General features: G+C 72.5%; 19 protein-coding genes and 1 pseudogene. 8 read left to right on the plus strand and 12 right to left on the minus strand.

All coding sequences use genetic code 11. The features are described 5' to 3' along the window. Positions 1–6 precede the first annotated feature (6 nt). Positions 7–1,401 carry an ABC transporter substrate-binding protein gene (locus tag PV341_RS15670; protein WP_500358120.1) on the minus strand — a complete coding sequence of 465 codons (1,395 nt, stop codon included), beginning with the start codon at positions 1,399–1,401 and terminating at the stop codon, positions 7–9. A 118-nt stretch (positions 1,402–1,519) separates the two neighbouring features. Next, positions 1,520–2,281, minus strand: coding sequence for a DeoR/GlpR family DNA-binding transcription regulator (locus PV341_RS15675; protein ID WP_500326407.1), 762 nt, complete (start codon positions 2,279–2,281; stop codon positions 1,520–1,522). A 279-nt stretch (positions 2,282–2,560) separates the two neighbouring features. Between PV341_RS15675 and PV341_RS15680 the strand changes: the two genes are divergently transcribed. Continuing rightward, a complete protein-coding gene (locus tag PV341_RS15680) occupies positions 2,561–3,469 on the plus strand; it encodes a squalene/phytoene synthase family protein (RefSeq protein WP_500358122.1) in 909 nt (302 codons plus the stop codon). 24 nt (positions 3,470–3,493) lie between these two features. On the opposite strand, the gene PV341_RS15685 is transcribed toward PV341_RS15680, so the two are convergent. Beyond that, on the minus strand, positions 3,494–3,961 hold the full coding sequence (locus tag PV341_RS15685) for a hypothetical protein (protein WP_500326404.1): 468 nt from the start codon (positions 3,959–3,961) through the stop codon (positions 3,494–3,496). Positions 3,962–4,171: 210 nt separating this feature from the next. Between PV341_RS15685 and PV341_RS15690 the strand changes: the two genes are divergently transcribed. The 4 genes and pseudogenes from PV341_RS15690 to PV341_RS15705 form a co-directional block, all read left to right on the plus strand. Then, positions 4,172–4,429, plus strand: coding sequence for a hypothetical protein (locus tag PV341_RS15690; protein WP_500326402.1), 258 nt, complete (start codon positions 4,172–4,174; stop codon positions 4,427–4,429). 13 nt (positions 4,430–4,442) lie between these two features. After that, positions 4,443–4,895, plus strand: coding sequence for a DddA-like double-stranded DNA deaminase toxin (locus tag PV341_RS15695; RefSeq protein WP_500358124.1), 453 nt, complete (start codon positions 4,443–4,445; stop codon positions 4,893–4,895). 11 nt (positions 4,896–4,906) lie between these two features. Next, a complete protein-coding gene (locus tag PV341_RS15700; protein WP_500358126.1) occupies positions 4,907–5,464 on the plus strand; it encodes an Imm1 family immunity protein in 558 nt (185 codons plus the stop codon). A 684-nt stretch (positions 5,465–6,148) separates the two neighbouring features. Continuing rightward, positions 6,149–6,598, plus strand: a pseudogene (locus tag PV341_RS15705) (MHYT domain-containing protein); the annotation flags it as partial. Positions 6,599–7,044: 446 nt separating this feature from the next. Here the strand turns inward: PV341_RS15705 and PV341_RS15710 are convergent. Genes PV341_RS15710 through PV341_RS15735 form a run of 6 tightly spaced genes read right to left on the minus strand, consistent with a single transcriptional unit; the run spans position 7,045 to position 13,953 of the window. Beyond that, positions 7,045–8,349: a vWA domain-containing protein gene (locus PV341_RS15710; protein WP_500326397.1), complete on the minus strand. Its 1,305-nt coding sequence runs from the start codon at positions 8,347–8,349 to the stop codon at positions 7,045–7,047. Then, positions 8,339–9,241, minus strand: coding sequence for an AAA family ATPase (locus PV341_RS15715; protein ID WP_500358128.1), 903 nt, complete (start codon positions 9,239–9,241; stop codon positions 8,339–8,341). The genes PV341_RS15710 and PV341_RS15715 overlap by 11 nt, the downstream gene beginning before the upstream one ends. Then, on the minus strand, positions 9,238–10,194 hold the full coding sequence (locus tag PV341_RS15720) for an XdhC family protein (RefSeq protein ID WP_500326393.1): 957 nt from the start codon (positions 10,192–10,194) through the stop codon (positions 9,238–9,240). The genes PV341_RS15715 and PV341_RS15720 overlap by 4 nt, the downstream gene beginning before the upstream one ends. Then, a complete protein-coding gene (locus tag PV341_RS15725) occupies positions 10,191–12,569 on the minus strand; it encodes an aerobic carbon-monoxide dehydrogenase large subunit (RefSeq protein WP_500358130.1) in 2,379 nt (792 codons plus the stop codon). Before PV341_RS15725 ends, PV341_RS15720 begins: the two co-directional genes overlap by 4 nt. Beyond that, positions 12,566–13,066, minus strand: coding sequence for a (2Fe-2S)-binding protein (locus PV341_RS15730; RefSeq protein WP_499515655.1), 501 nt, complete (start codon positions 13,064–13,066; stop codon positions 12,566–12,568). The genes PV341_RS15725 and PV341_RS15730 overlap by 4 nt, the downstream gene beginning before the upstream one ends. Then, a complete protein-coding gene (locus PV341_RS15735) occupies positions 13,063–13,953 on the minus strand; it encodes an FAD binding domain-containing protein (protein ID WP_500326390.1) in 891 nt (296 codons plus the stop codon). The genes PV341_RS15730 and PV341_RS15735 overlap by 4 nt, the downstream gene beginning before the upstream one ends. A gap of 159 nt (positions 13,954–14,112) precedes the next feature. Here PV341_RS15735 and PV341_RS15740 point away from each other — a divergent pair, with 159 nt between their 5' ends. The 3 genes from PV341_RS15740 to PV341_RS15750 all read left to right on the plus strand — a co-directional run bounded on the left by PV341_RS15740 (position 14,113) and on the right by PV341_RS15750 (position 17,165). After that, complete coding sequence (locus PV341_RS15740) at positions 14,113–15,072, plus strand: LysR family transcriptional regulator (protein WP_499515657.1); 960 nt, start codon at positions 14,113–14,115, stop codon at positions 15,070–15,072. 153 nt (positions 15,073–15,225) lie between these two features. Then, positions 15,226–16,044, plus strand: a complete 819-nt coding sequence (locus PV341_RS15745) for an SRPBCC family protein (RefSeq protein WP_500358132.1) — start codon at positions 15,226–15,228, stop codon at positions 16,042–16,044. 8 nt (positions 16,045–16,052) lie between these two features. Beyond that, on the plus strand, positions 16,053–17,165 hold the full coding sequence (locus tag PV341_RS15750; protein ID WP_500358133.1) for an XdhC family protein: 1,113 nt from the start codon (positions 16,053–16,055) through the stop codon (positions 17,163–17,165). 94 nt (positions 17,166–17,259) lie between these two features. On the opposite strand, the gene PV341_RS15755 is transcribed toward PV341_RS15750, so the two are convergent. The 3 genes from PV341_RS15755 to PV341_RS15765 all read right to left on the minus strand — a co-directional run bounded on the left by PV341_RS15755 (position 17,260) and on the right by PV341_RS15765 (position 19,460). Next, the gene (locus PV341_RS15755; protein WP_500358135.1) at positions 17,260–17,826 is read right to left on the minus strand and encodes a cysteine hydrolase family protein; all 567 of its coding nucleotides are present in this window, start codon (positions 17,824–17,826) and stop codon (positions 17,260–17,262) included. Between the two features lie 102 nt (positions 17,827–17,928). Then, entirely contained in the window at positions 17,929–19,080 is a 1,152-nt protein-coding gene (locus PV341_RS15760; RefSeq protein ID WP_500326532.1) for a glycoside hydrolase family 64 protein, read from the minus strand. A 200-nt stretch (positions 19,081–19,280) separates the two neighbouring features. Continuing rightward, a complete protein-coding gene (locus PV341_RS15765; RefSeq protein WP_500358137.1) occupies positions 19,281–19,460 on the minus strand; it encodes a hypothetical protein in 180 nt (59 codons plus the stop codon). Positions 19,461–19,761 lie beyond the last annotated feature (301 nt).

Genomic DNA, 19,761 nt, shown 5'->3' on the forward strand with positions numbered 1-19,761 from the left:
GCCGAATCACCCGTTCCGGTACTGGGCGGCGACCTTCTCCGCGAGTTGCTGGGCCTTGTCCAGCGCCGCGTCCACCGAGGTGCGCCCGGCGATCGCGGAGGCGATCTCCTGCGAGACCTTGGTGCCGAGGTCGGGGAACTCGGGGATGTCGACGAACTGGATGCCGAGCGTCGGCCGCGGCTGGACGCCCGGGTCGCGCGGGTCGGCCCCGGCGATGGCCTCCTCGGTGGCCTTGGCGAAGGGGCCCGCCACCTTCAGGTAGTCCGCGTTCGCGTACGTGGAGGTGCGCTTGCCCGCCGGGACGCGGGCCCAGCCGAGCTTCTCGCCGACGAGTTCCTCGTACCCCTTGCCGGACGCCCAGGCCACGAACTTCGCCGCGTCGTCCTGGTGCTTGCTCGCCTTCTGGATGCCCCACGCCCAGGTGTACAGCCAGCCGGAGCTGTCGGTCCTCACCACGGGCGCCGGGGCGTAGCCGACCTTGCCGGCGACGGGGGAGCCGGCACTGTCGAGGATCCCGGCCGCCGAGGTGGCGTCGTACCACATGGCGGTCTTGCCCTGCTGGAAGGCGCCCAGGCACTCGGCGAAACCGGCCTGCGGCGCGCCCGCCTCACCGTGCTCGCGGACCAGGTCGACGTAGAACTTCGTCGCCTCCTTGAAGGCGGGCGCGTTCACCTGGGCCTGCCAGTCCTCGCTGAACCAGGTGCCGCCGAAGGTGTTGACGACGGTGGTCAGCGGAGCCATCACCTCGCCCCAGCCGGGCAGCCCGCGCAGGCAGATGCCCTTCATGCCGGGCTCGGCGCCGTCGGCCTTCGCCGCGAGGCCGGCGACCTGCTGCCAGGTGGGGCGGTCGGGCATGGTGAGGCCCTTCGCCTCGAACACGTCCTTGCGGTACATCAGGAACGACGACTCGCCGTAGAACGGCTCCGCGTACAGCTTGCCGTCGGCGCCGGTCAGGCTCTCCCTCATCGACGGCAGGATGTCCGCCTGGTCGAAGTCCGGGTCCTTGGCGACGGTGTCGTCCAGCGGGGCCAGCCAGCCGTTCTTGCCGTAGATCGGCGCCTCGTAGTTGCTGATGGACGCGACGTCGTAGGTGCCGGCCTGGCTGGAGAACTCCTGGCTGATCTTGTCGCGGACGTCGTTCTCGGGCAGCACCGTGAAGTTGACCTTGATGCCGGTGCTCTTGGTGAAGTCCGACGCGGTCAGCTTCTGCAGGTCCAGCATCTGAGGGTTGTTGACCATGAGGACGTTCACGGAGGCGCCGTCGCCCTCGCCGTCCCCTCCGCCGCCACCCGCGCCGGCGCAGCCGGTGGCGAGCAGGGCCGTGCAGGCCCCGAGTGCGGTCAGCCGGACGGCGGCGCGGCGCCGTGGCGCCCTTGCGCGGTCGGTGTCGGTCCTGGGCATGGGGAGGCCTTCCTATGAGGGGGATCCCGGCATCGGGCCCGCGGCCCGGGGCGCGTCGGGGTGTGCCGGGGCGACCTGCGGCGGCTCGCGCGCAGGGTGGAGGGGGAGGTGCGGTGGATCAGACGCGCATCACGTTGGGGCCGAGCAGCGAGTAGCGGTGGGCCTCGGGGGCCGGCAGGCCCGTGTCGGTGACGATCGTCTCGAAGTCGCCGATCTCCGCGAACCGGCAGAAGCTCGAGGCGCCGAACTTGGTGTGGATCCCGACCAGGACGCGACGCCGCGCGGAGCGCACCGCCTGCGCCTTGACGTCCGCGACGACGGGATCGGGGGTGGTCAGGCCGAAGTCGCGGGATATGCCGTTGGCCCCCATGATCGCCAGGTCGATGACGAAGGAGGACAGCATCTGGGTGGCCCAGGAGCCGACGGTGGCCAGGGTGCGGCCACGTACGCGGCCCCCGAGCAGCAGCACGGTGGTCTCGGGGGACTGGGCGACCGCCGCCGCGGTCGGCAGCGAGGCGGTCACCACGGTCAGCGGGCGGTCGGTGGGGAGCAGCGCCGCCAGCAACTGCTGGGTGTAGCCCTCGTCGATGAAGACGGTCTCCGCCTCGCCGAGCAGCTTCACCCCCGCCGCGGCGATCCGGCGCTTGCCCTCCACCTGGTGGGTCTCGCGGCGGGCCAGGTCCGTCTCGAAGCCGGCGCTCTCCACCGGGTACGCCCCGCCGTGGGTCCGGCGGACCAGTCCGCGCCGCTCCAGCTCGCTGAGGTCACGGCGGATCGTCTCCGGTGCCACCTTGAAGTCCGCGGCCAGTGCGGTGACCTCCACCCGTCCGGCCTGCCGCACCAGGGCCAGGATCCTGTGCTGCCGTTCGTCGCCGCGCATGGCCGCACCTCCCTGGTCCCGGTTCCGTCATGGCCGTTCGGGCATCGGCCGCCCGTTTCCGCCCGTCCGAGATTTATACCGCCGGGGGGAGCGGTGCGGTCAGCCCGTACAAGGGCGGAGTACGCCCGTTTCTGCCCGCTTCCGGAAGTGAGGTGACGCAGGTCGGCGATGGTTCGACCGGATCACGCCAGTGAGTTTGCGGGTTTTTCTGCGTTTGGGTGATCATCGGGTGGCGACACGGCTGACGTCCGGCCGGCGGACGACGGGAGCGGCGCAGCGATGAGCAGGTGGCGGAAGACCCTCGACCGGGCCGGCATCACCGACCCCGCCCTGCGCGCGGCGTACACCGCCCAACGCCGCCTGGTGGCGCGCTTCGACCGGGCCTCGTACGCCGCCGTGCGGCTGCTGCTGCCGGCGCCGCTCGTCCCCGACGCCCTCGCGGCCACCGCCTTCATGCACCACAGCGACAACCTGCTGGACCGCGGTCCGGACGGCCGCGGCGCCTTCGCCGCGTGGGAGGCGCAGGTCCGCGCGGCCCTCGCGGGTGATCCGGGGGACCCGCTGACGCGTGCTCTCGCCCACACCGTCACCCGGCGGCCGGCGCTCCGCGGCATCGTCGCGGACTACCTCGTCGCCGCCCCCGCCGACGCCGAGTGGCGCGGCCTCGCCACCGAGGCCGACTTCCAGGCCTACGTCGACGCGTACGCGCTGCCCGCCTTCCTCCTCGTCGCGGGACTGCTCGCGCCGCCCACCGGCTTCGACGGCTACCGTGCCGCCTGCCGCACCTTCATCGAGGCCGCCCAGCGCCTGGACTTCCTGGAGGACATGGCCGAGGACCTCGCGGACGGGCGGCTGGGCGTTCCCGAGGACGCCCTGGCCCGCCACGGCCTGAGCCGGGCGGCCCTGGCCCGGGACCCCGACCCGGCGTCGGTGGCCGCGCTCGTCCGTGACCAGGCCGGCCTGGTGCGGTCCGGCTTCGCCGGCGCCCGCGGGCTCGTGGACCTCGTCCCGGAGCCCAACCGTCCCATGGTCAGTGCCCTCATCGCACTCCAGGGGCACCGGTTGCGCAGCGCGGAGCGCGCCGGCGCGACGCTCGCCCGGCGACCCGCCTCGCGTCCGCTGGGTCCAGCCCTGCTCACCCTCGCCCGCGGGTACGCGAGCACCTTCCGGCACCGCGCGCGGCCGTAGGCCGTGTCGTCCGGCAGCGCCGCGTCACGCCGTGGACGAGCCGGGCGGGCGGTGCCGGCCCGTGGCGAGGACCTCGGAGAGGCTCACGGCGGGACAGCCGAGCATCCCCGTCAGCACGCGCCGCTGGCGCTCGGTCAGAGGGGCGACGAAGACCGCCGCGTCGGCATCGGCCGCTTCGCAGACCGCGGCTGCCTCACGGATCTTCCCGTGGCTCAGCAGGGTCCGTGAGGAATAGGGCAGGGCCATCTTCGTGACCCCGCCGTCCGAGACACCGCGCCGCTGGACGATCCGCCCGACGACCCGGGCACCGCGCGCCGCCAGTTCCACGGCCGCGCCATCCATGAGCGCAGCGAAGTCCTTCTCCTTCGCGGAGAAGAGGCCGACGACCACGACACCGGCCCCCGCCAACTCCACGGGCGCGACCCGGCGCTCGCCGGACCCCGGCCTCGCAGGGCGGGCCGGACGCCGGTCGCGCCGTCGGGGCTGGTGCATGACCCACAGGGTAGACGCCGACGCCCCGCCACCGGTGGCGATACGCGTGGTGCCGCCGACCGGTGCCGAAAGAACGCAGGGGCGTTTCAAAGTCCTGGTGATCACGTGAGTCCGCAGGTTAGAGCCGTTCGGCCGGCCCGTCACGTACGCAACGAAGCTCCGGTTGAACGGGGTGACCTTCCCAAGTCGCCCTGATCCACCGGAGCTTCGATGTGCCGTCAGTCTGCCACCGTCTGTCTCGTCAAGTCGCCTGCTCTGGAGGGCGTGGCCGGGCTCTCGCTGGTGGAGCGGCTGCGGGTGCTGCCCGATCCGCGTCGGCGTCGCGGACGGCCCGAGAATATGGCCACTTTGCGCAATCTGGCGATCAACGCGCTCCGCGCCGCCGGACACCGCAACATCGCCGCCGGCCTCCGCCACGCCTCCTACGACCCTTTTAACCGGCCGCTGGACCTGCCGAACATCCCCTGACCAGCAGGCCTACATGATCACCGCGACTCTGAAACGTCCCTGCTTCCGGTGCGGACAGAGCAAAAGCCGAAGACTATCGGACAGGTCATCAAATTTGGAGAAGACGGCCGCGCGGAGAAGGTTGGTGATCCCTTCCGGAGCAGCAAGTCTTCGAAATACGACGATAGAAAAGTTCCTCAATGAGTCTCCGGATATCGATACCCCGTCTAACGGTAAGTACGAGGTTGCCAGTCATGTTGAGACCAAACTTGCCTGGAGTATGCGCAATGCGGGCGTGAAGAATCTCGACGTCGTGATCAACCATCAGAGGGGCCCGTGCATACCAGAGGTCGCCGACTACGCATGCAGAGCTGCAGTTCCTGCCATCCTGCCCAAGGGGTCCACCCTGATGGTCTGGTACAAGGATGCGGCGGGTATCCTGCGAAATATCCCGCTGCACGGGGTAGGACCACCAGTGGCTAAGTGAGGTGTGCAACCATGATTCTCAGTGTCGTTTACAACGGTGGGTGGCGTTACGCAGAGGCCTGGGATGAAATTTCGCAGGTCATCCAGGAGGTCATGAGTGGGCTGCATTCGGAGGTTGAAGGGGGCCGCAGCTACTCTCCAGGTGATGACGCCTGGTTCTCCTTCGCCGGCGAGCGACACAGCGACGAGAACCGCGTGGCAGATAATCACCTGCGCCTCGCAGTCAACCATCGGACCGGCTACGGAAGTCTGGTTTGGTTCGTCAATGACAAGAGCCCGAAAAAGGGTGGGATCTACGACTCTGTTTGGGTGTCCGATAATCCTGATCCACCGGATTTCGATCCGCGAGTGGTATCGGATCCTGGCTATCCACTGTTCCATGACCCGGCCAGTACGCTTCCGATCACCCAGGTGCGTGCCGCGGTGGAGGAGTTCTGCCGGAAAGGCACAGGTGAGCGCCCGGAGTGTATCAATTGGGTTCCCGGCGAAATGAATGGCCAACGCTATGACAGGCCTCCCATAATGGATTTTGAGGAAGACCCGGAGATTGATTGGGAGAGCTTGAAGTAGTCGGGTAAAGGGCCTCATCGGACTTGCGTCCGGTGGGGCCCTTTTGGGTCATATTGGTGTGCCTTGCCGCTGACGTCGAAAGGTTGGGGTGACGGGGTTGCAGGGGCTCAGCCGCAGTCCGGTTTAACGCCCCCTTCCGTCAAGCTGGGCACCGCAACATCGCCGCCGGCGTCCGAGAGGTCTCCTACAGTAAGCGCCCCCACCCGCCCACTGTGGCTCCTGGTAATCGCCTGACCAGCAACGCAACACCACGACTTTGAATCAGCCCTGCGAAAGAACGGGCCGAGCGGCCCGCCGTCCCGGAAAGCCGCCCAATGCCTCCGTCCAGCCGCCGGGTTGACGGGAATTCACGGTGGTGAGAATTATCCGGACGGGAACTTGCTGTTTCCGTTTCCGTCGACACGTGGCGTCGCGGAGAAGTTGGTATAAGGTTCAAGAATCGGTCGTCCGGGTGGGGGCCGGCGGGCCGGTCCCGCCTGTCAGTGTGTCTGGGAACGGCAATCGTTCGCTGCGGGATCGCCCGGTGCCGCATTGTCGACGGCGCGCGCCGGAGGGGACGGCAGGCAAAGATGCCGGCCGGGTCCGCGGCCGTTGTGCTCGCCGTCTGTGCCGGTGGGGAGTTCATCAGTGGGGCACCAACAACATCTGTATTCGCACGCCTTCTATCCCGTGCTCGCCTACGTGATGGCGGCCTTGGGCTCTGGCCTCGGGCTCGCCTGTGCGGCCCGCTTCCATGCGCGGGGGCTCGCCAAGGGCTGGGCGTGGCTGGCCGCCGGGGCGCTGACCCTCGGGTCGGGCATCTGGGGCATGCACTTCATCGCCATGCTCGGCTTCTCCGTCGACGGCGTCGAACTCCGTTACGACGTGCCCCTGACCGCCCTCAGCCTGGTCGTCGCGATCGTGATCGTGGGCGTCGGCATGCTGGTCGCCGGGCTGAAGCGGTCCTGGGGCGGGCTGCTCGCCGGGGGAGCCGGCGCGGGGGTCGCCGCCGCCGCGATGCACTACCTGGGCATGGCGGCCCTGCGCTTCCCGGGCACCTTCGCCTACACGACCACGCTCGTGGTGCTCTCGGTGGTCATCGCGGTGGCGGCCGCCACCGTGGCGCTCTGGTTCACCCTGCGCGTGAGACGGGCCCGCGCGACTGTGGGCGCCTCGCTGGTGATGGCGATCGCCATCAGCGGCATGCACTACACGGCCATGACGGCCGTCACGGTACGGAGCGTGTCGGGGGTCGTGAGCGAGGACGGCGTCACCGGGATCACCCTCGTCGCCCCGCTCATCATCGGCCTGGGCATCGAGGTGCTGCTGGTCCTCTTCGCCGTCCTGGTGAATCCCGTCGAGGTCGTGGGGAACGCGGGGGCGGCGCCGCGGGAGGAATTCACCTCCCGCCCGCACGAGAACCGCCCGGCTCCCGAGGCCGTGCAACACACGGCGCCGGCGAGTTATCACGTCCCGGCTCCCGCCGCGCACTTCGAGGCATTCGGTGGCGACCAGGCGATCCGTACGGCGATTCCCGCGAATACCGGGGCTGAAATCCCGGGAATCGAAGGAGAGTGCAGGGGGCCGGGCCGTCGGGGACGTCATTCCCGTCGGCCTCGCCTCCTTCCGCTTGTGCTTCCGTTTTCCCTTCCGGTTCCTTTTCCCCGCGCGCTTCCGCCGATCGCGTCGGCCACCTCGGCGAGCGCGGCGAAGGTGTGGCCGCTGACGAACTCGTCGCAGTGGGGGAGTGCCGCCGCCATGCCGCCCGCGAGCGGAAGGTAACCCGGCGCCGCCTTGCGGGGGTTGACCCATACGACGCGGTGCGCCAGCCGCCGCAGCCGGGCGGCCTCACGCCCCACCGCCCGCGGGTCCTCGCCCTCCCACCCGTCGGAGAAGATCACGACGATCGCGCCGCGTGCCATGCCGCGGCGGCCGAAGCGGTCGTTGAACTCCGCCAGCGCGTGCCCGATCCGGGTGCCGCCCGACCAGTCCGACGCGGCGGCCCCCGCCCGGCGCAGCGCCGCGTCCACCCCGCTCCGGCCCGAGCGGCGCAGCACCGGGGTGAGGCGGGTCAGACGCGTGGCGAAGACGAAGACCTCGGCTGCCACACCGACCGCCGCCGCGCGGGGGAAGAGCCTGAGGTAGGCACGGGCGTACGGCTCCATCGAGCCCGAGACGTCGCAGAGCAGCACCAGCGGACGGCGCCGCAGCCGGGGGCGCGAGCGGGCCAGGCGCACGGGCTCCAGCCCCGTCGTGCGGATCGCGCGCAGCGTGCGGCGCGGGTCCACCCGGGGGCCGTGGGGGTCGGTGTCGCGGCGCCGGGTCCTGCGCAGCGGGGTGCGCAGCACGATCAGCTCCATCAGCCGGTCCAGGGCGGCCAGTTCCGCCGCGTCCAGGGCGGCGAAGTCCTTGTGGGCGACGACCTCCGCGGTGCTGCCCAGTGTCGCCACCGTCCCCGCAGGGCCGTCCGCCTCCTCCCCGGTGCGGGGGCCGGCCACCGTGCGTGCCGGCCCCGTCCCGGCGGGGGACGGGCCCGGTGCCGTGCGGGCACCGGGGGACGGGGCCACCCGCGCGGCGTCCTCGGCGGCGTCCGGGGGAGCGGCGGTACGGTCGCCGCGCTCCGCGGTTAGGCCCGCGAGCCCGCCGAACACACCCTCGAAGACCCGCTCGAAGGGCGCGACGAGTTCCCGGTCGGTCACGAAGGCCAGCCGCGCCGTCCAGTACAGGGCCTCCCGGTCCACCGGCGGCACCAGCCGCAACGACCGCAGGAAGCACACCGTCCGCTCGGGGGTGACCGGCAGGCCCGCGCGGCGCAGCGCCTCGCCGAGCCGGCCGCCGAACTCCGCCGTGTCGAACAGCGGCAGCGGCAGCGGCCGTGCCGGCCCGGACACCGGCTCAGGCGTCACGGCCGCTGCCCACGAGCCACTCCAGGCCCCGGTCCCGGACCAGTTCCTGGTCCTCCCAGTACTTCAGCAGCGTGCCCAGGGTCGCCCCCGCGGCCTCGGCGTCCAGGCGCCGTACGCCGAGCAGGGCGAGCGCCGCGAGCCAGTCGATGCTCTCGGCGATGCCCGGGGCCTTCTGGATCTCCAGGCCGCGCAGCCGCCGCACCGCCGCGGAGATCGCCTCCGCGAGTTCCGCCGAGGTCCCGGGCACCCGGCGGCGGACGATCCGCACCAGGCGCTCGGGGTCGGGGTAGTCGATCCAGTGGTAGAGGCAGCGCCGCTTGAGGGCGTCGTGCAGATCACGGGTGCGGTTCGAGGTGAGCACCACCACGGGCGGCACCACGGCACGGACGGTGCCGAACTCCGGGATCGTCACGGCCGACTCGGCGAGGACCTCCAGCAGGAAGGCCTCGAAGTCGTCGTCCGCCCGGTCGATCTCGTCGATCAGCAGCACCGCGGGCTCCGGGCCGGGATGGGTGAGCGCGGTCAGCACCGGGCGCCGCAGCAGGTACTCCTCCGTGAACAGGTCGGCCTCGGCGAGCCGTTCGCCGCGCGACTCGGCGAGCCGGATGCCCAGCAGCTGGCGCGCGTGGTTCCACTCGTACAGCGCTTCCGCCGCGTCGAGGCCGTCGTAGCACTGCAGCCGCACCAGAGGGCCGCCCAGCACACCGGCGAGCGCCTTAGCCGCCTCTGTCTTGCCGACCCCGGCCTCTCCTTCCAGCAGCAGCGGCTGCGGCAGCCGCAGCGCCAGGAACAACGCGGTGACCAGCCCGGGGTCCGCGAGGTAGCCGCGCTCGTCGAGCGCCCGGCGCAGACCCGCGGGGTCCGGGACGCGCTCCTGCGTGAACGTGCTCACCGCGCCTCCGCGTAGCGGGCGGGGTCGGCCTCGAACGCCGTGCGGCAGCCCGCGCAGCAGAACCAGCGGCGCTCGCCCCCGGCGTCGGAGTGCGGGGTGTCCGGTACGGCGGCCACCGTCATCCCGCAGACCGGGTCCGGCGCGGTGGGCGGTGCGGGGTCCCCCGCGGCGGGCGGCCCGCCCACCGGGGGTGCGACGTTCGCCTCGTCCCCGCCCCGTACCGAGGCGACCACCTCGGCGAGGATGGACAGCGCGATCTCGCCCGGCGTACGGGCGCCGATCCACAGGCCCGCGGGCGTACGGACCGCGTCCCGCTGCTCCCGCGTCAGGTCCAGCCCGGCGACCACCGCCGCCCCGCGCCGGGGACTGGCCACCAGCCCCACGTACGGCACGCCCGCGCGCACCGCCGCCGTCAGCGCGGCCTCCTCGTCACGCCCGTGCGAGGCCACCACGACCGCGTGGACCCCGGCCCGCGACTGCGCGGTGAACCCGCCCGCGGGCGGCCCCGCGACCTCGTAGCCGAGGGCGGGGCCGAAGCCGGTCAGGGCCCGGGCGATGGGCGTGTCGCCCAGAACCAGGACGCGCGGGACGGGACGCCGGGGTTCGAGGAAGATCTCCAGCTCCCCGCCCGACAGGCACGGGTTGCGCAGGCTCAGTGCTCCGTCCTCCGCCTCGGGCTCCACTCCGGTGCCCTCGTCCGCCGCCTGCGGGGAGATCCGCAGCAGCAGCGCCTCGCCGCTGGCCAGCGTCCGCAGCGCCTGCGCGCGGACCGTGGCCTCCGCGCAGACGCCGCCGACGAACCCCTCGATCCGGCCGTCCTCCAGCACCACGGCGGTGTCGCCGGGGCGCGCGCTCGCCGGGCGGCGGGCGCGCACCACGGTCGCCCGGACGAACGGGACGTGGCGCGCGGTGAGTTCGGCGATCCGCGCGTCCAGCACCGGGGCCTGGCTCATTGCGGCGCCTCGACCTGGCCGTGCCGCATCGCCTGCCACACCCGGCCGGGCGTGAGCGGCATGTCGGCGTGACGCACGCCGATCGCGTCGAGCACCGCGTTGACCACCGCGGGGGGCGAGCCGACGGTCGCGGACTCGCCGATGCCCTTGGCGCCGATCGGGTGGTGCGGGGACGGTGTGACGGTGTGCCCCAGCTCCCAGGCCGGCACCTCCAGCGCGGTCGGCAGCAGGTAGTCCATGAAGGAGCCGGACAGGCAGTTGCCGTCCTCGTCGAAGCCGATGAACTCCATCAGCGCCATGCCGACCCCGTCCGCGAGGCCGCCGTGCACCTGCCCCTCGATGATCATGGGGTTGATGCGCGTCCCGCAGTCGTCCACCGCGATGAAGCGCCGCACCTTCACCGCGCCCGTGCCCGGGTCGACGTCGACCACGCAGATGTACGCCCCGAACGGGTAGGTCAGGTTGGGCGGGTTGTAGACCGTGGTGGCCTCCAGATGGCCCTCCACGCCCTCCGGCAGCTCCAGGGCGCCGTGCGCGGCCAGCGCGATCTCCTGGATCGTCCTGGTCATCGCCGGGTCGCCCTTGACCGACCAGCGGCCCTTGGTCCACTCCAGGTCCTCGGGCGACACCTCCAGCATCGCCCCCGCGATGATCCGCGCCTTGTCCCGCACCTTGCGGGCCACCAGCGCGGCGGCCGCGCCGGACACGGGGGTGGAGCGGGAGCCGTAGGTGCCGAGCCCGAAGGGCGTCTGGTCGGTGTCGCCGTGCACCACGTCGATGTCCTCGGGCGGGATGCCCAGTTCTTCGGCGACGATCTGCGCGAACGTCGTCTCGTGGCCCTGCCCCTGCGTCTGCACGCTCAGCCGCACCACGGCCTTGCCCGTGGGGTGGACGCGCAGCTCGCAGCCGTCGGCCATGCCCAGACCCAGGATGTCCATGTGCTTGCGCGGGCCCGCGCCCACCGTCTCGGTGAAGAACGACAGCCCGATGCCCATGAGTTCACCGCGCCCGCGCTTTTCCGCCTGCTCTCGGCGCAGCTCCTCGTAGCCGGCGAGGTCCATGGCCTTGCGCAGGCACGCCGGGTAGTCGCCCGAGTCGTACTCCCAGCCGGTCTTGTTCCGGTACGGGAACTGCTCGGGCCGCAGCAGGTTGAGCATCCGCAGTTCGGCGGGGTCGGCGCCGAGTTCGGCCGCGAGGCAGTCCACCATGCGCTCGATCAGGTACACCGCCTCGGTGACGCGGAAGGAGCAGGCGTAGGCGACGCCGCCCGGCGCCTTGTTGGTGTAGACGCCGGTGACCTCGCAGTGCGCCGCCTCGATGTCGTACGAGCCGGTGAAGATGTGGAAGAAGCCCGCCGGGTACTTCGTCGGCTGCGCCGTGGAGTTGAAGGCGCCGTGGTCGGCGAGGACCTTGACGCGCACACCGAGGATGCGGCCCTCGCGGGTCGCCGCGATCTGACCCGTCATGTGGTAGTCGCGGGCGAACGAGGTGCTCATCAGGTTCTCCGAGCGGTCCTCCACCCACTTGACTGGCTTGCCCGTGACGATCGAGCCGACGACCGCGCACACGTACCCGGGGTAGATGCCGACCTTGTTGCCGAAGCCGCCGCCGATGTCCGGGGAGATGACCCGGATCTTGTGCTCGGGCAGCCCCGCGACCATCGCGTACAGCGTGCGGTGCGCGTGCGGCGCCTGGGTGGTCGTCCAGAGCGTCAGCTTGCCGTCGACCGGGTCCATGGAGGCCACCGCGCCGCAGGTCTCCAGCGGCGCGGGGTGCACGCGCGGGTAGAGCATCGTCTGCTCGACGACGACGTCGGCGCCGGCGAACACCTCGTCGGTGGCGGCCCGGTCGCCGGCCTCCCAGTCGAAGATGTGGTTGTCGGTACGGCCCTCCAGGTCGTCACGGATGACCGGAGCGGCCGGGTCGAGGGCGCGGCGGGCGTCGATGACGGGGTCGAGCGGCTCGTAGTCCACGTCGATCAGCTCGATCGCGTCGCGGGCCGCGTAGTGGTCCTCGGCCACGACGAAGGCGACCTCCTGGCCCTGGAAGCGGACCTTGTCGGTGGCGAGCACCGCCTGGGTGTCCATCGACAGCGTCGGCATCCACGCCAGCCCGAGCCCGGCCAGCGTCTCCCCGGTGATCACGGCCTTGACCTTGGGGTGCGCCTCGGCGGCGGAGGTGTCGATGGACACGATCCGGGCGTGTGCGAACGGGCTGCGCAGCACCGCGCCGTGCAGCATCCCCGGCAGCTTCACGTCGTCCACGTAACGGCCCTTGCCGCGGACGAAGCGCGGGTCCTCCTTGCGCTTCATCCGGCCGAAGCCGATCGGCCGCTCCTCGGCGGCGGGCGCGGCGGGTTCCTCGACGGTGGTCATGCCTGGCTCCCCGCTTCCGCACGGCTGCCGGCCTCGTGGGCGGCGGCCCACCGGATGGCCTTGACGATGTTGAGGTAGCCCGTGCACCGGCACAGCTGCCCCGAGATGGCCTCGCGGACCTCGTCCTCGGACGGGTCGGGGTTGCGGTCCAGCAGCGCCCGGCCGCTGAGCATCATCCCCGGGGTGCAGAAGCCGCACTGCAGCCCGTGCTCCTCGATGAAGCCCTGCTGCACCGGGTCGAGGCGGTCGCCGTCGGCCAGCCCCTCGACGGTGCGGATCTCATGACCCTCGGCCATGGCGGCCAGGACCGTGCAGCTCTTGACCGGCTCGCCGTCCATCAGCACCACGCAGGTGCCGCAGTTGCTGGTGTCGCAGCCCCAGTGCGTCCCGGTCAGCTCCAGGTCGTCGCGGAGGAACCGGACGAGCAGATGGCGGGCCTCCACCTCACGGGTGTGGTCCTCGCCGTTGACGTTCACCGTGATCCGCACGTCCGTCATCCCTCCTTCGCGGCCGCGGCCGGGGCGGTGGCCCGGGCGACGGCGCGCCGCAGAGCCCTCTTGGTCAGTTCTCCGGCCAGATGCCGCTTGTACTCGGCCGGTCCACGGCTGTCGGTGACGGGCGAGCAGCTCGCCGACGCCACGCGCCCGGCCTCCTCGACGAGCTCCGGCGACGGCTCACGGCCCTCCAGCAGCTCCTGTACCGCCTCCGCGTGCAGCCCGTCGGCGCCGACCGCCGCCAGACCCACCCCGACGTGCGTCATGCGACCGTCGTCGAGGGAGAGCGCCACCCCGGCCGCCGCCACCGCCCAGTCACCGGCCTTGCGCTCCAGCTTCTCGTAGGCGCTGCCGGAGTGGGCCAGGACCGGGAAGCGCACCTCGGTGAGCATCTCCCCGGCGCCGACCGCCGTCTCGTACGGTCCGCGGTGGAAGTCGGCCATGGCGACGGTGCGTTCGCCGTCCGCGCCGCGGATCACGGCGACCGCGTGCAGCGCCGCGCACACCGCCGACAGGTCCTCGGACGGGTCGGCCTGGCACAGCGAGCCGCCGATGGTGCCGCGGTTGCGGACCGGCGGGTCGGCGATCACCCGCTCGGCGTCGTGGATGATCGGGAAGTGCCGGCCGACCAGCGGCGACTCCAGCAGGGTGCGGTGCCGGGTGAGGGCGCCGACCCGCAGCTCGCCGCCGGTCTCGTCGATGTGGTCGAGTTCGGTGAGGTCGTTGATGTCGACGAGCACCTCCGGCCCGGCCAGACGCAGCTTCATCATGGGGAGCAGGCTGTGCCCTCCCGCGAGGACCCTGGCCTCCTCGCCGAAGCGCCCCAGCAGTTCCAGGGCCTCCTCCACGCTCTGCGCCCGTTGGTACTCGAACGAAGCGGGTACCTGCACGGCACCCTCCTTCCCTGCCCGGACGGTCGACGGTGTGGGTCGATGCGGGGTGCATGTGGGGGGAACACTCGCGCCGCGGGCGGGGTCGGTCAACGGCAACTGAAGAGAATGGTTAATCCGGACTGAGACAGTTGACGCTCGAACAGATGTAATGTCCCCATGACGCTCACGCAGTTGAGGGCCTTCGTCGCCGTGGCCCGACTGGGATCGGTCAAGGCTGCCGCCGAGTCGCTGGGCGTCACCGAGCCTGCGGTGTCCGGGGCCGTCGCGGCGCTCCGCCGCGAGCTGGGCGACGTCCTCTTCATCCGCGCGGGCGGCGGCATCAGCCTCACCCCGGGCGGACAGCGCCTGGCCGCGGGAGCCGCCGAGATCGTCGGCCTGGCCGAGGAGACCCGCCACCGCGTACGGCAGGCCAGCGCCGGCACCGTGCAACTGCGCGTGGCGTCCACCGAGACCGGTGCCGAGCAGGTGCTGCCCGCCCTTCTCGCGTCCTTCGGACGGCGCCAGCCCGACCTGGACGCCGACACGCTGGCGGTCCCCGTCGGGGTCTTCGGCGAACTGCTCAGGGACCGCAGGGCCGACGTCACGATCGGGCCCGCGCCCGCCCCGCACCCGGCGATCGAGTCCGTGCCCTTCCTCCGCTTCCAGCTGGTCGTCGTCGCGGCGCCCGGTCACCCGTTGCGGCAGCACTCCCGTATCGCCCCCGGGCGGCTCGGTCGCGAGCCCTGGCTCTTCGGCCCCGCCGGCATGGACCCCGACACCCTCGCCGGTGCCTTCCTCGCCCGCATCGGCGTCGACCCCGCCAAGGCCACCGCCTTCCCGAGCGTGACCGCCTCGCTCAACGCCGTCGCCGCGGGCGACGGGGTGACGCTGGCCCTGCTGCACGTCGTGCGCGAGGAGTTGCGGCGCTCGCACCTCGTCGTCCTCGACGTCCTCGGCATGCCGATCAACGGGATGCTGTACGCGAGCACCCTCGCCTCCGACCGCCGCTCCGCGGTCGCCGCCGCCCTGTGCCGGTTCGTCACCACCCCCGCCGCCACGCAGGCCCTGCTCGCCCGCTCCAACGGCGTCCCGCTCACGGAGTTCCGGCCGCCCGTCCACGTCACGCTCTGGAGCTGACGACCCGGGCGTGCGGGTTCCCGGGCGGCCCCGCGACCGGCGTCTTAAGCGAACGCTGAACTGCGCGTTGACGGCCTGCGACGGCGGGCCCAAGGTGTGGGCACCGTCCGGGACCGCCGATGACGCCACGACCGGAAGAGAGGTCTGCCCTCGATGGACTTCACCAACGAGTTCCGAGTGAGCCTGCCGCCGGACCAGGCCTGGGCCCTGCTCACCGACGTCGAGCGGATCGCGCCGTGCATGCCGGGCGCGCAGCTCACCGGGCGGGACGGCGACACGTACAACGGCCTCGTGAAGGTGAAGGTCGGTCCGGTGACCGTCCAGTACAAGGGCACCGCCGCCTTCGAGGAGCAGGACGCCGCGAGCCGGACCGCTGTGCTGCGGGCGCGCGGTCGTGACGCCCGGGGCCAGGGCAACGCCGACGCGCGCATCACCGCGCGGCTGGTTCCCGAGGGCGAGGCGACGATGGTGACGGTGGAGACCCGGCTGACGGTCACCGGGAAGGTCGCGCAGTTCGGCAAGGGCATGATCGAAGAGGTCAGCAGGAAGCTGCTGGGCCAGTTCGTGGAGGCCCTGGAGCGGCAACTGGCGCAGGAGCGCGCTCCCGAGCCCGCCGCGGTCGGCGGGGGTGGCGGGAGCGGCGGGGACGGCACCGAGCCGTCGGCCGCGGCACCGCCGCCCTCGACGCCTCCGGCTGCGGAGAGCGCCGAGGCGGAACGGGAAGGAGGCGGGGAAGGGACCGCGGAGAGCCGCTCGCAAGGCGACGCCGAAGGCCCGGCACCCGCGCGCGAGCCGGCACCCGCCCCCGGGCCGGCACCCGCGCGCGAGCCGGCACCCGGCCCGGTGCGGCCCACGGCGGAACCCGAGCCGATCGACCTCATGGGCGTCGCCAAGGGCGCCGTGCTCAAGCGGGCGATCCCGGCCGCCGTCGCGGTCGTCGTGCTCGTCCTGCTCATCGTCTGGCTCGTCTGAGGCCCGCGGTGCGAGAGCTCGCGGACCCGCTCCGGGCCTGGTACGCGGCCGGACGCACGATCGGACTCGCCACAGTCGTCGCCGCCTACCGCAGCGCGCCCCGTCCCCCGGGTGCGGCGATGGCCGTGTCCGCCGAGGGCGACGTCGCCGGGAGCGTGTCCGGCGGATGCGTCGAGGCCGCCGTGTACGAGGTGGCGCGGGAGGTCGTCCGTACGATGACGCCGCAGCTGCACCAGTACGGGATCAGCGACGACGACGCCTTCGCCGTCGGCCTCACCTGCGGCGGCACCATCGACGTCTTCGTCGAGCCGGTCTCCCCGGCCACCTTCCCCGAACTGCCCGCCGTCCTCGACGACATGGCGGCGGGCCGGGCGGTCGCGGTGGCCACGGTCGTCGCCGGTCCGGGTGCCGGGACCCGCATGGTGGTGCGCCCCGGGGCACGCTCGGGCGGCCTCGGCTCCGCCGTCCTCGACGAGGCTGTGGCCGGGGACGCCCGCGCCATGCTGGCCCGCGGCACGAGCGCGCAGCGCCGCTACGGCGAACGGCGGGTCTTCGTCCGCTCCTACGCGCCGCCGCCCCGCCTGCTGGTCTTCGGCGCCACCGACTTCGCCGCCGCGCTCGCCCGCCAGGGCGCGCTCCTGGGCCACCGCGTCACGGTCTGCGACGCGCGCCCCGTGTTCACCACCGCGGCCCGCTTCCCCGACGCCCACGAGGTCGTCGTCGAATGGCCGCACCGCTACCTCGCCGCGGAGTCCGCCGCGGGCCGCGTCGACGCCCGGACGATGGTGGCCGTCCTCACCCACGACCCGAAGTTCGACGTGCCGCTGCTGGAGGTGGCCCTGCGCCTCCCCTTCCTGGGTTTCGTCGGGGCGATGGGCTCCCGGCGCACCCACGAGGACCGCCTCGGACGCCTCCGGCACGCGGGCCTGACCGACGCCGAACTCGCCCGCCTCAGCTCGCCGATCGGCCTCGACATCGGCGCCCTCACACCTCAGGAGACGGCGGTCTCCATCGCCGCCCAGATCATCGCCGGGAAGCGCGGCGGCTCCGGGTCCCCGCTCAGCGGCACGACGGGACCGATCCACGCCGCGGCGGTCCACGCGGGACACGGCGCCCGCTGACGGGCCATGATCTGCGGGGCGGCGGACGCCGGACGACGTCCGGCATCCGCCCACATGGCCCATGCGGAAGAGCGGGCGCCCGGGCCCGGAGGGCTCAGCTCGTCCCGGCCGCGGCGAAGGAGACGTCCGCGGTGCCGACGGTGCCGCCGCGGCGCCCGGGGGCGCTCTGGTGCTGCCAGTAGAGGTTGGTGTGCGCGATCACCAACTCCGGGGCCGGCGCCCCGTAGGCGCTGAGGTCCTCCGTGGTGTGCGCGTCGCCGACGAGCGTGACGTCGTAGCCCCGGACGAGCCCGCCGTGCAGGGTCGAGCGGACGCAGGCGTCGGTCTGGGCACCCGTGACAACGAGCCGGCCCACGCCGCGGTCGGCGAGCACCGCCTCCAGCTCGGTGTCCTCGAAGGAGTCCCCGTAGCGCTTGTGGATCAGCGGCTCCGGCTCCTCGCGCACGAGTTCCGGCACGTACTGCCAGCTCTCGCTGCCCTTCTGCAGGCCTTCGTCCGAGTGCTGCACCCAGATCACGGGAACGTCCTCCGCCCGCGCCTTGCCGAGCAGGGTGTTGATGTTGGCGATGACGTCGTCCCGGTTGTGGGAGCCGGCCACCACCCCGTTCTGCACGTCGATGACGAGCAGCGCGGTGTTCGGACGGTCGGAAAGGGTCGTCATGGGGACTTCCAGTCTCTCGTCGCGGGTGCCTGTGTCGTCCCCACCCTAGGCCGGGCCACCGACAATCCAGCCCGGCCGGCCCGGCCCCGGGTCGCCGGAGGACTAGTCCAGCGGGTCCAGCGTGAGGGAGGCCTGTTGCGGGTTGGCGTCGTCGACCAGCGACTCGTGGTTGCCCACGTCGTCGAAGGCGAAGGCGTACGCCTTGCCGTCGGCCATCCGAGCGTGGATCTCCCGGGCGTACTGGTTCGTCACGGAGTCCTGGTAGAAGCCGGCCGCGCTCGTGTCCGGCTGGGCGGGGTTGGTGAGCAGGGTGGTGCGGTTGAAACCGGCGCACAGCGTGCGTGAAATCGGGCCGCGCACGAGGTCGTTCGGTGCGTCGAGCAGCTTGTGGCAACCGAACACGCTGTCCGCGTCGGGCTTCTGGAACGAGGTGACGACGGTCCCGGAGGCGTCGGTGAAGTTCATGACGCCGCCGGAGACCCGCCCGTAGTACTTGGTGCCGGGCCGGTCGGCGAAGGGGGTCACCGTGAGCGTCGCGGTGGAGTACTTCTGCCAGACGCGGTTGACGTAGTCGTCCATCACGGTGCGCGGGAGCGCGCCCGTCTCGATCCCGTGGCCGGGGGAGAGGGCGCGGAGCACGGTGCCGTCGGCGCGGGTCTGGACGAGGTTCGCCCAGCCGCCCGTCCGGCCCCGCAGGGCGGCGAAGAAGCCGTTCCAGCCGCCCCGCACGAGGTGCCCGGTGGTGACGGTGCTGCCGTCGGCGCGCTGGAGTCCGACGGCGTACGGGGCGGAGAACATGTCCACCTGCGTGCTGTTGATCCACAGCCCGGAGTCGTTCAGCGTGTACTCGGACCAGTTGAAGAGGATGTCCCGGTTGGGGTCGGACGGGTTCTGCACCGCGGGCTGCACCAGGCCCCCGGTGGTCAGCCGGAAGTCCAGTTTCCGGCCGTAGGAGAAGTAGACCCGGCCGGAGAACTTGGGGAGCCGGATGGTGACGGACCTGCCGTTGGCGGGTCCGGCGATCGAGGCGTCGGGCGCCGGGGTCGGCGGGTTTCCCCCGGCCGGCCAGGGGTGGAAGGTGCCGTTGGCGTCGGCCCAGCCCTGGCGGCCGGTGGCGAGCTCGGTGCCCAGGTCGTAGAGGTACACGGGCTCGTTGCGGCCGGAGTTGTTGGTGATCGTCAGCGGGATGGTGGCGGGGACGGCGGCCTCGGCGCGGGGGGACGTGGTGCCGAGGACGGTGAGGCCGACCGTCATCAGCAGCGCGGCCGGCAGGGCCGCGAGGGGCTTGCGTCGGATGTGCACGCGCTTCCTCCTTGTGTGGGGGCGGAGGGACGCCACGAGGGGCGAAATGGTGCTGAGAGCGCTCTCAAGCGTCGAGGCGTGAGGCGGACATGTCAATCCATGCGTCAGGGTTGTTGAGCACCCCGTGTGGTCGGGCCCCCGGTGGTGCCGTCTCAGCCCGCGTGCCGCAGCCACCCGTACGCGACCGGCTGCGGCACGTTCCACTCCGCGGCCTGCACCGCGGGGACCGGGACGGAGCCCGCCCCGAGGTGGCACCGCAGTGCGGCGGCGGTGTCGGGGTGGACGCGCAGGAAGACCTCGGCCAGGCCGGTCAGCCGGGCCCGGGCGGCCAACCCGGCGACCGGACGCCGTCCGACTCCGCGGCCGCCGGCGGCGGGCCGCGACGATGAGGCGGGCCGGTTCGACCTCGTCCTCCTCGGCGTCGAGCCGGAGTTCGCCGGTCACGGCGAACTCCCGCCCGTCGTGGAGCAGGTGAGCCTCCACGTCCTCCGCGTCCTGCTCGCGGCGGTGCTCCGCCGGCGCCCCCTCTGCGGGCGTGGCCGGCTCGCCTCAGGTCGCGGGCTGCGGGCTGGGGCCCGGAGGCGGGAGCGGTCCGGGTTCGGGTCCGGGGCCCGGCGGCGTGGGGTCCGGGGG

The sequence above is a fragment of the Streptomyces sp. PA03-1a genome, assembly GCF_033792805.1.
Taxonomy (GTDB): Bacteria; Actinomycetota; Actinomycetes; order Streptomycetales; family Streptomycetaceae; genus Actinacidiphila.

Excerpts from the sequence above, each read along its gene's own strand:
- PV341_RS15755 (WP_500358135.1), bottom strand. The coding sequence starts at position 17,826 with ATGACGACCCTTTCCGACCGTCCGAACACCGCGCTGCTCGTCATCGAC.
- PV341_RS15745 (WP_500358132.1), top strand. The coding sequence starts at position 15,226 with ATGGACTTCACCAACGAGTTCCGAGTGAGCCTGCCGCCGGACCAGGCC.
- PV341_RS15675 (WP_500326407.1), bottom strand. The coding sequence starts at position 2,281 with ATGCGCGGCGACGAACGGCAGCACAGGATCCTGGCCCTGGTGCGGCAG.
- PV341_RS15720 (WP_500326393.1), bottom strand. The coding sequence starts at position 10,194 with ATGAGCCAGGCCCCGGTGCTGGACGCGCGGATCGCCGAACTCACCGCG.
- PV341_RS15700 (WP_500358126.1), top strand. The coding sequence starts at position 4,907 with ATGATTCTCAGTGTCGTTTACAACGGTGGGTGGCGTTACGCAGAGGCC.
- PV341_RS15725 (WP_500358130.1), bottom strand. The coding sequence starts at position 12,569 with ATGACCACCGTCGAGGAACCCGCCGCGCCCGCCGCCGAGGAGCGGCCG.
- PV341_RS15760 (WP_500326532.1), bottom strand. The coding sequence starts at position 19,080 with ATGACGGTCGGCCTCACCGTCCTCGGCACCACGTCCCCCCGCGCCGAG.
- PV341_RS15740 (WP_499515657.1), top strand. The coding sequence starts at position 14,113 with ATGACGCTCACGCAGTTGAGGGCCTTCGTCGCCGTGGCCCGACTGGGA.
- PV341_RS15680 (WP_500358122.1), top strand. The coding sequence starts at position 2,561 with ATGAGCAGGTGGCGGAAGACCCTCGACCGGGCCGGCATCACCGACCCC.
- PV341_RS15730 (WP_499515655.1), bottom strand. The coding sequence starts at position 13,066 with ATGACGGACGTGCGGATCACGGTGAACGTCAACGGCGAGGACCACACC.
- PV341_RS15670 (WP_500358120.1), bottom strand. The coding sequence starts at position 1,401 with ATGCCCAGGACCGACACCGACCGCGCAAGGGCGCCACGGCGCCGCGCC.
- PV341_RS15685 (WP_500326404.1), bottom strand. The coding sequence starts at position 3,961 with ATGCACCAGCCCCGACGGCGCGACCGGCGTCCGGCCCGCCCTGCGAGG.
- PV341_RS15690 (WP_500326402.1), top strand. The coding sequence starts at position 4,172 with ATGTGCCGTCAGTCTGCCACCGTCTGTCTCGTCAAGTCGCCTGCTCTG.
- PV341_RS15695 (WP_500358124.1), top strand. The coding sequence starts at position 4,443 with ATGATCACCGCGACTCTGAAACGTCCCTGCTTCCGGTGCGGACAGAGC.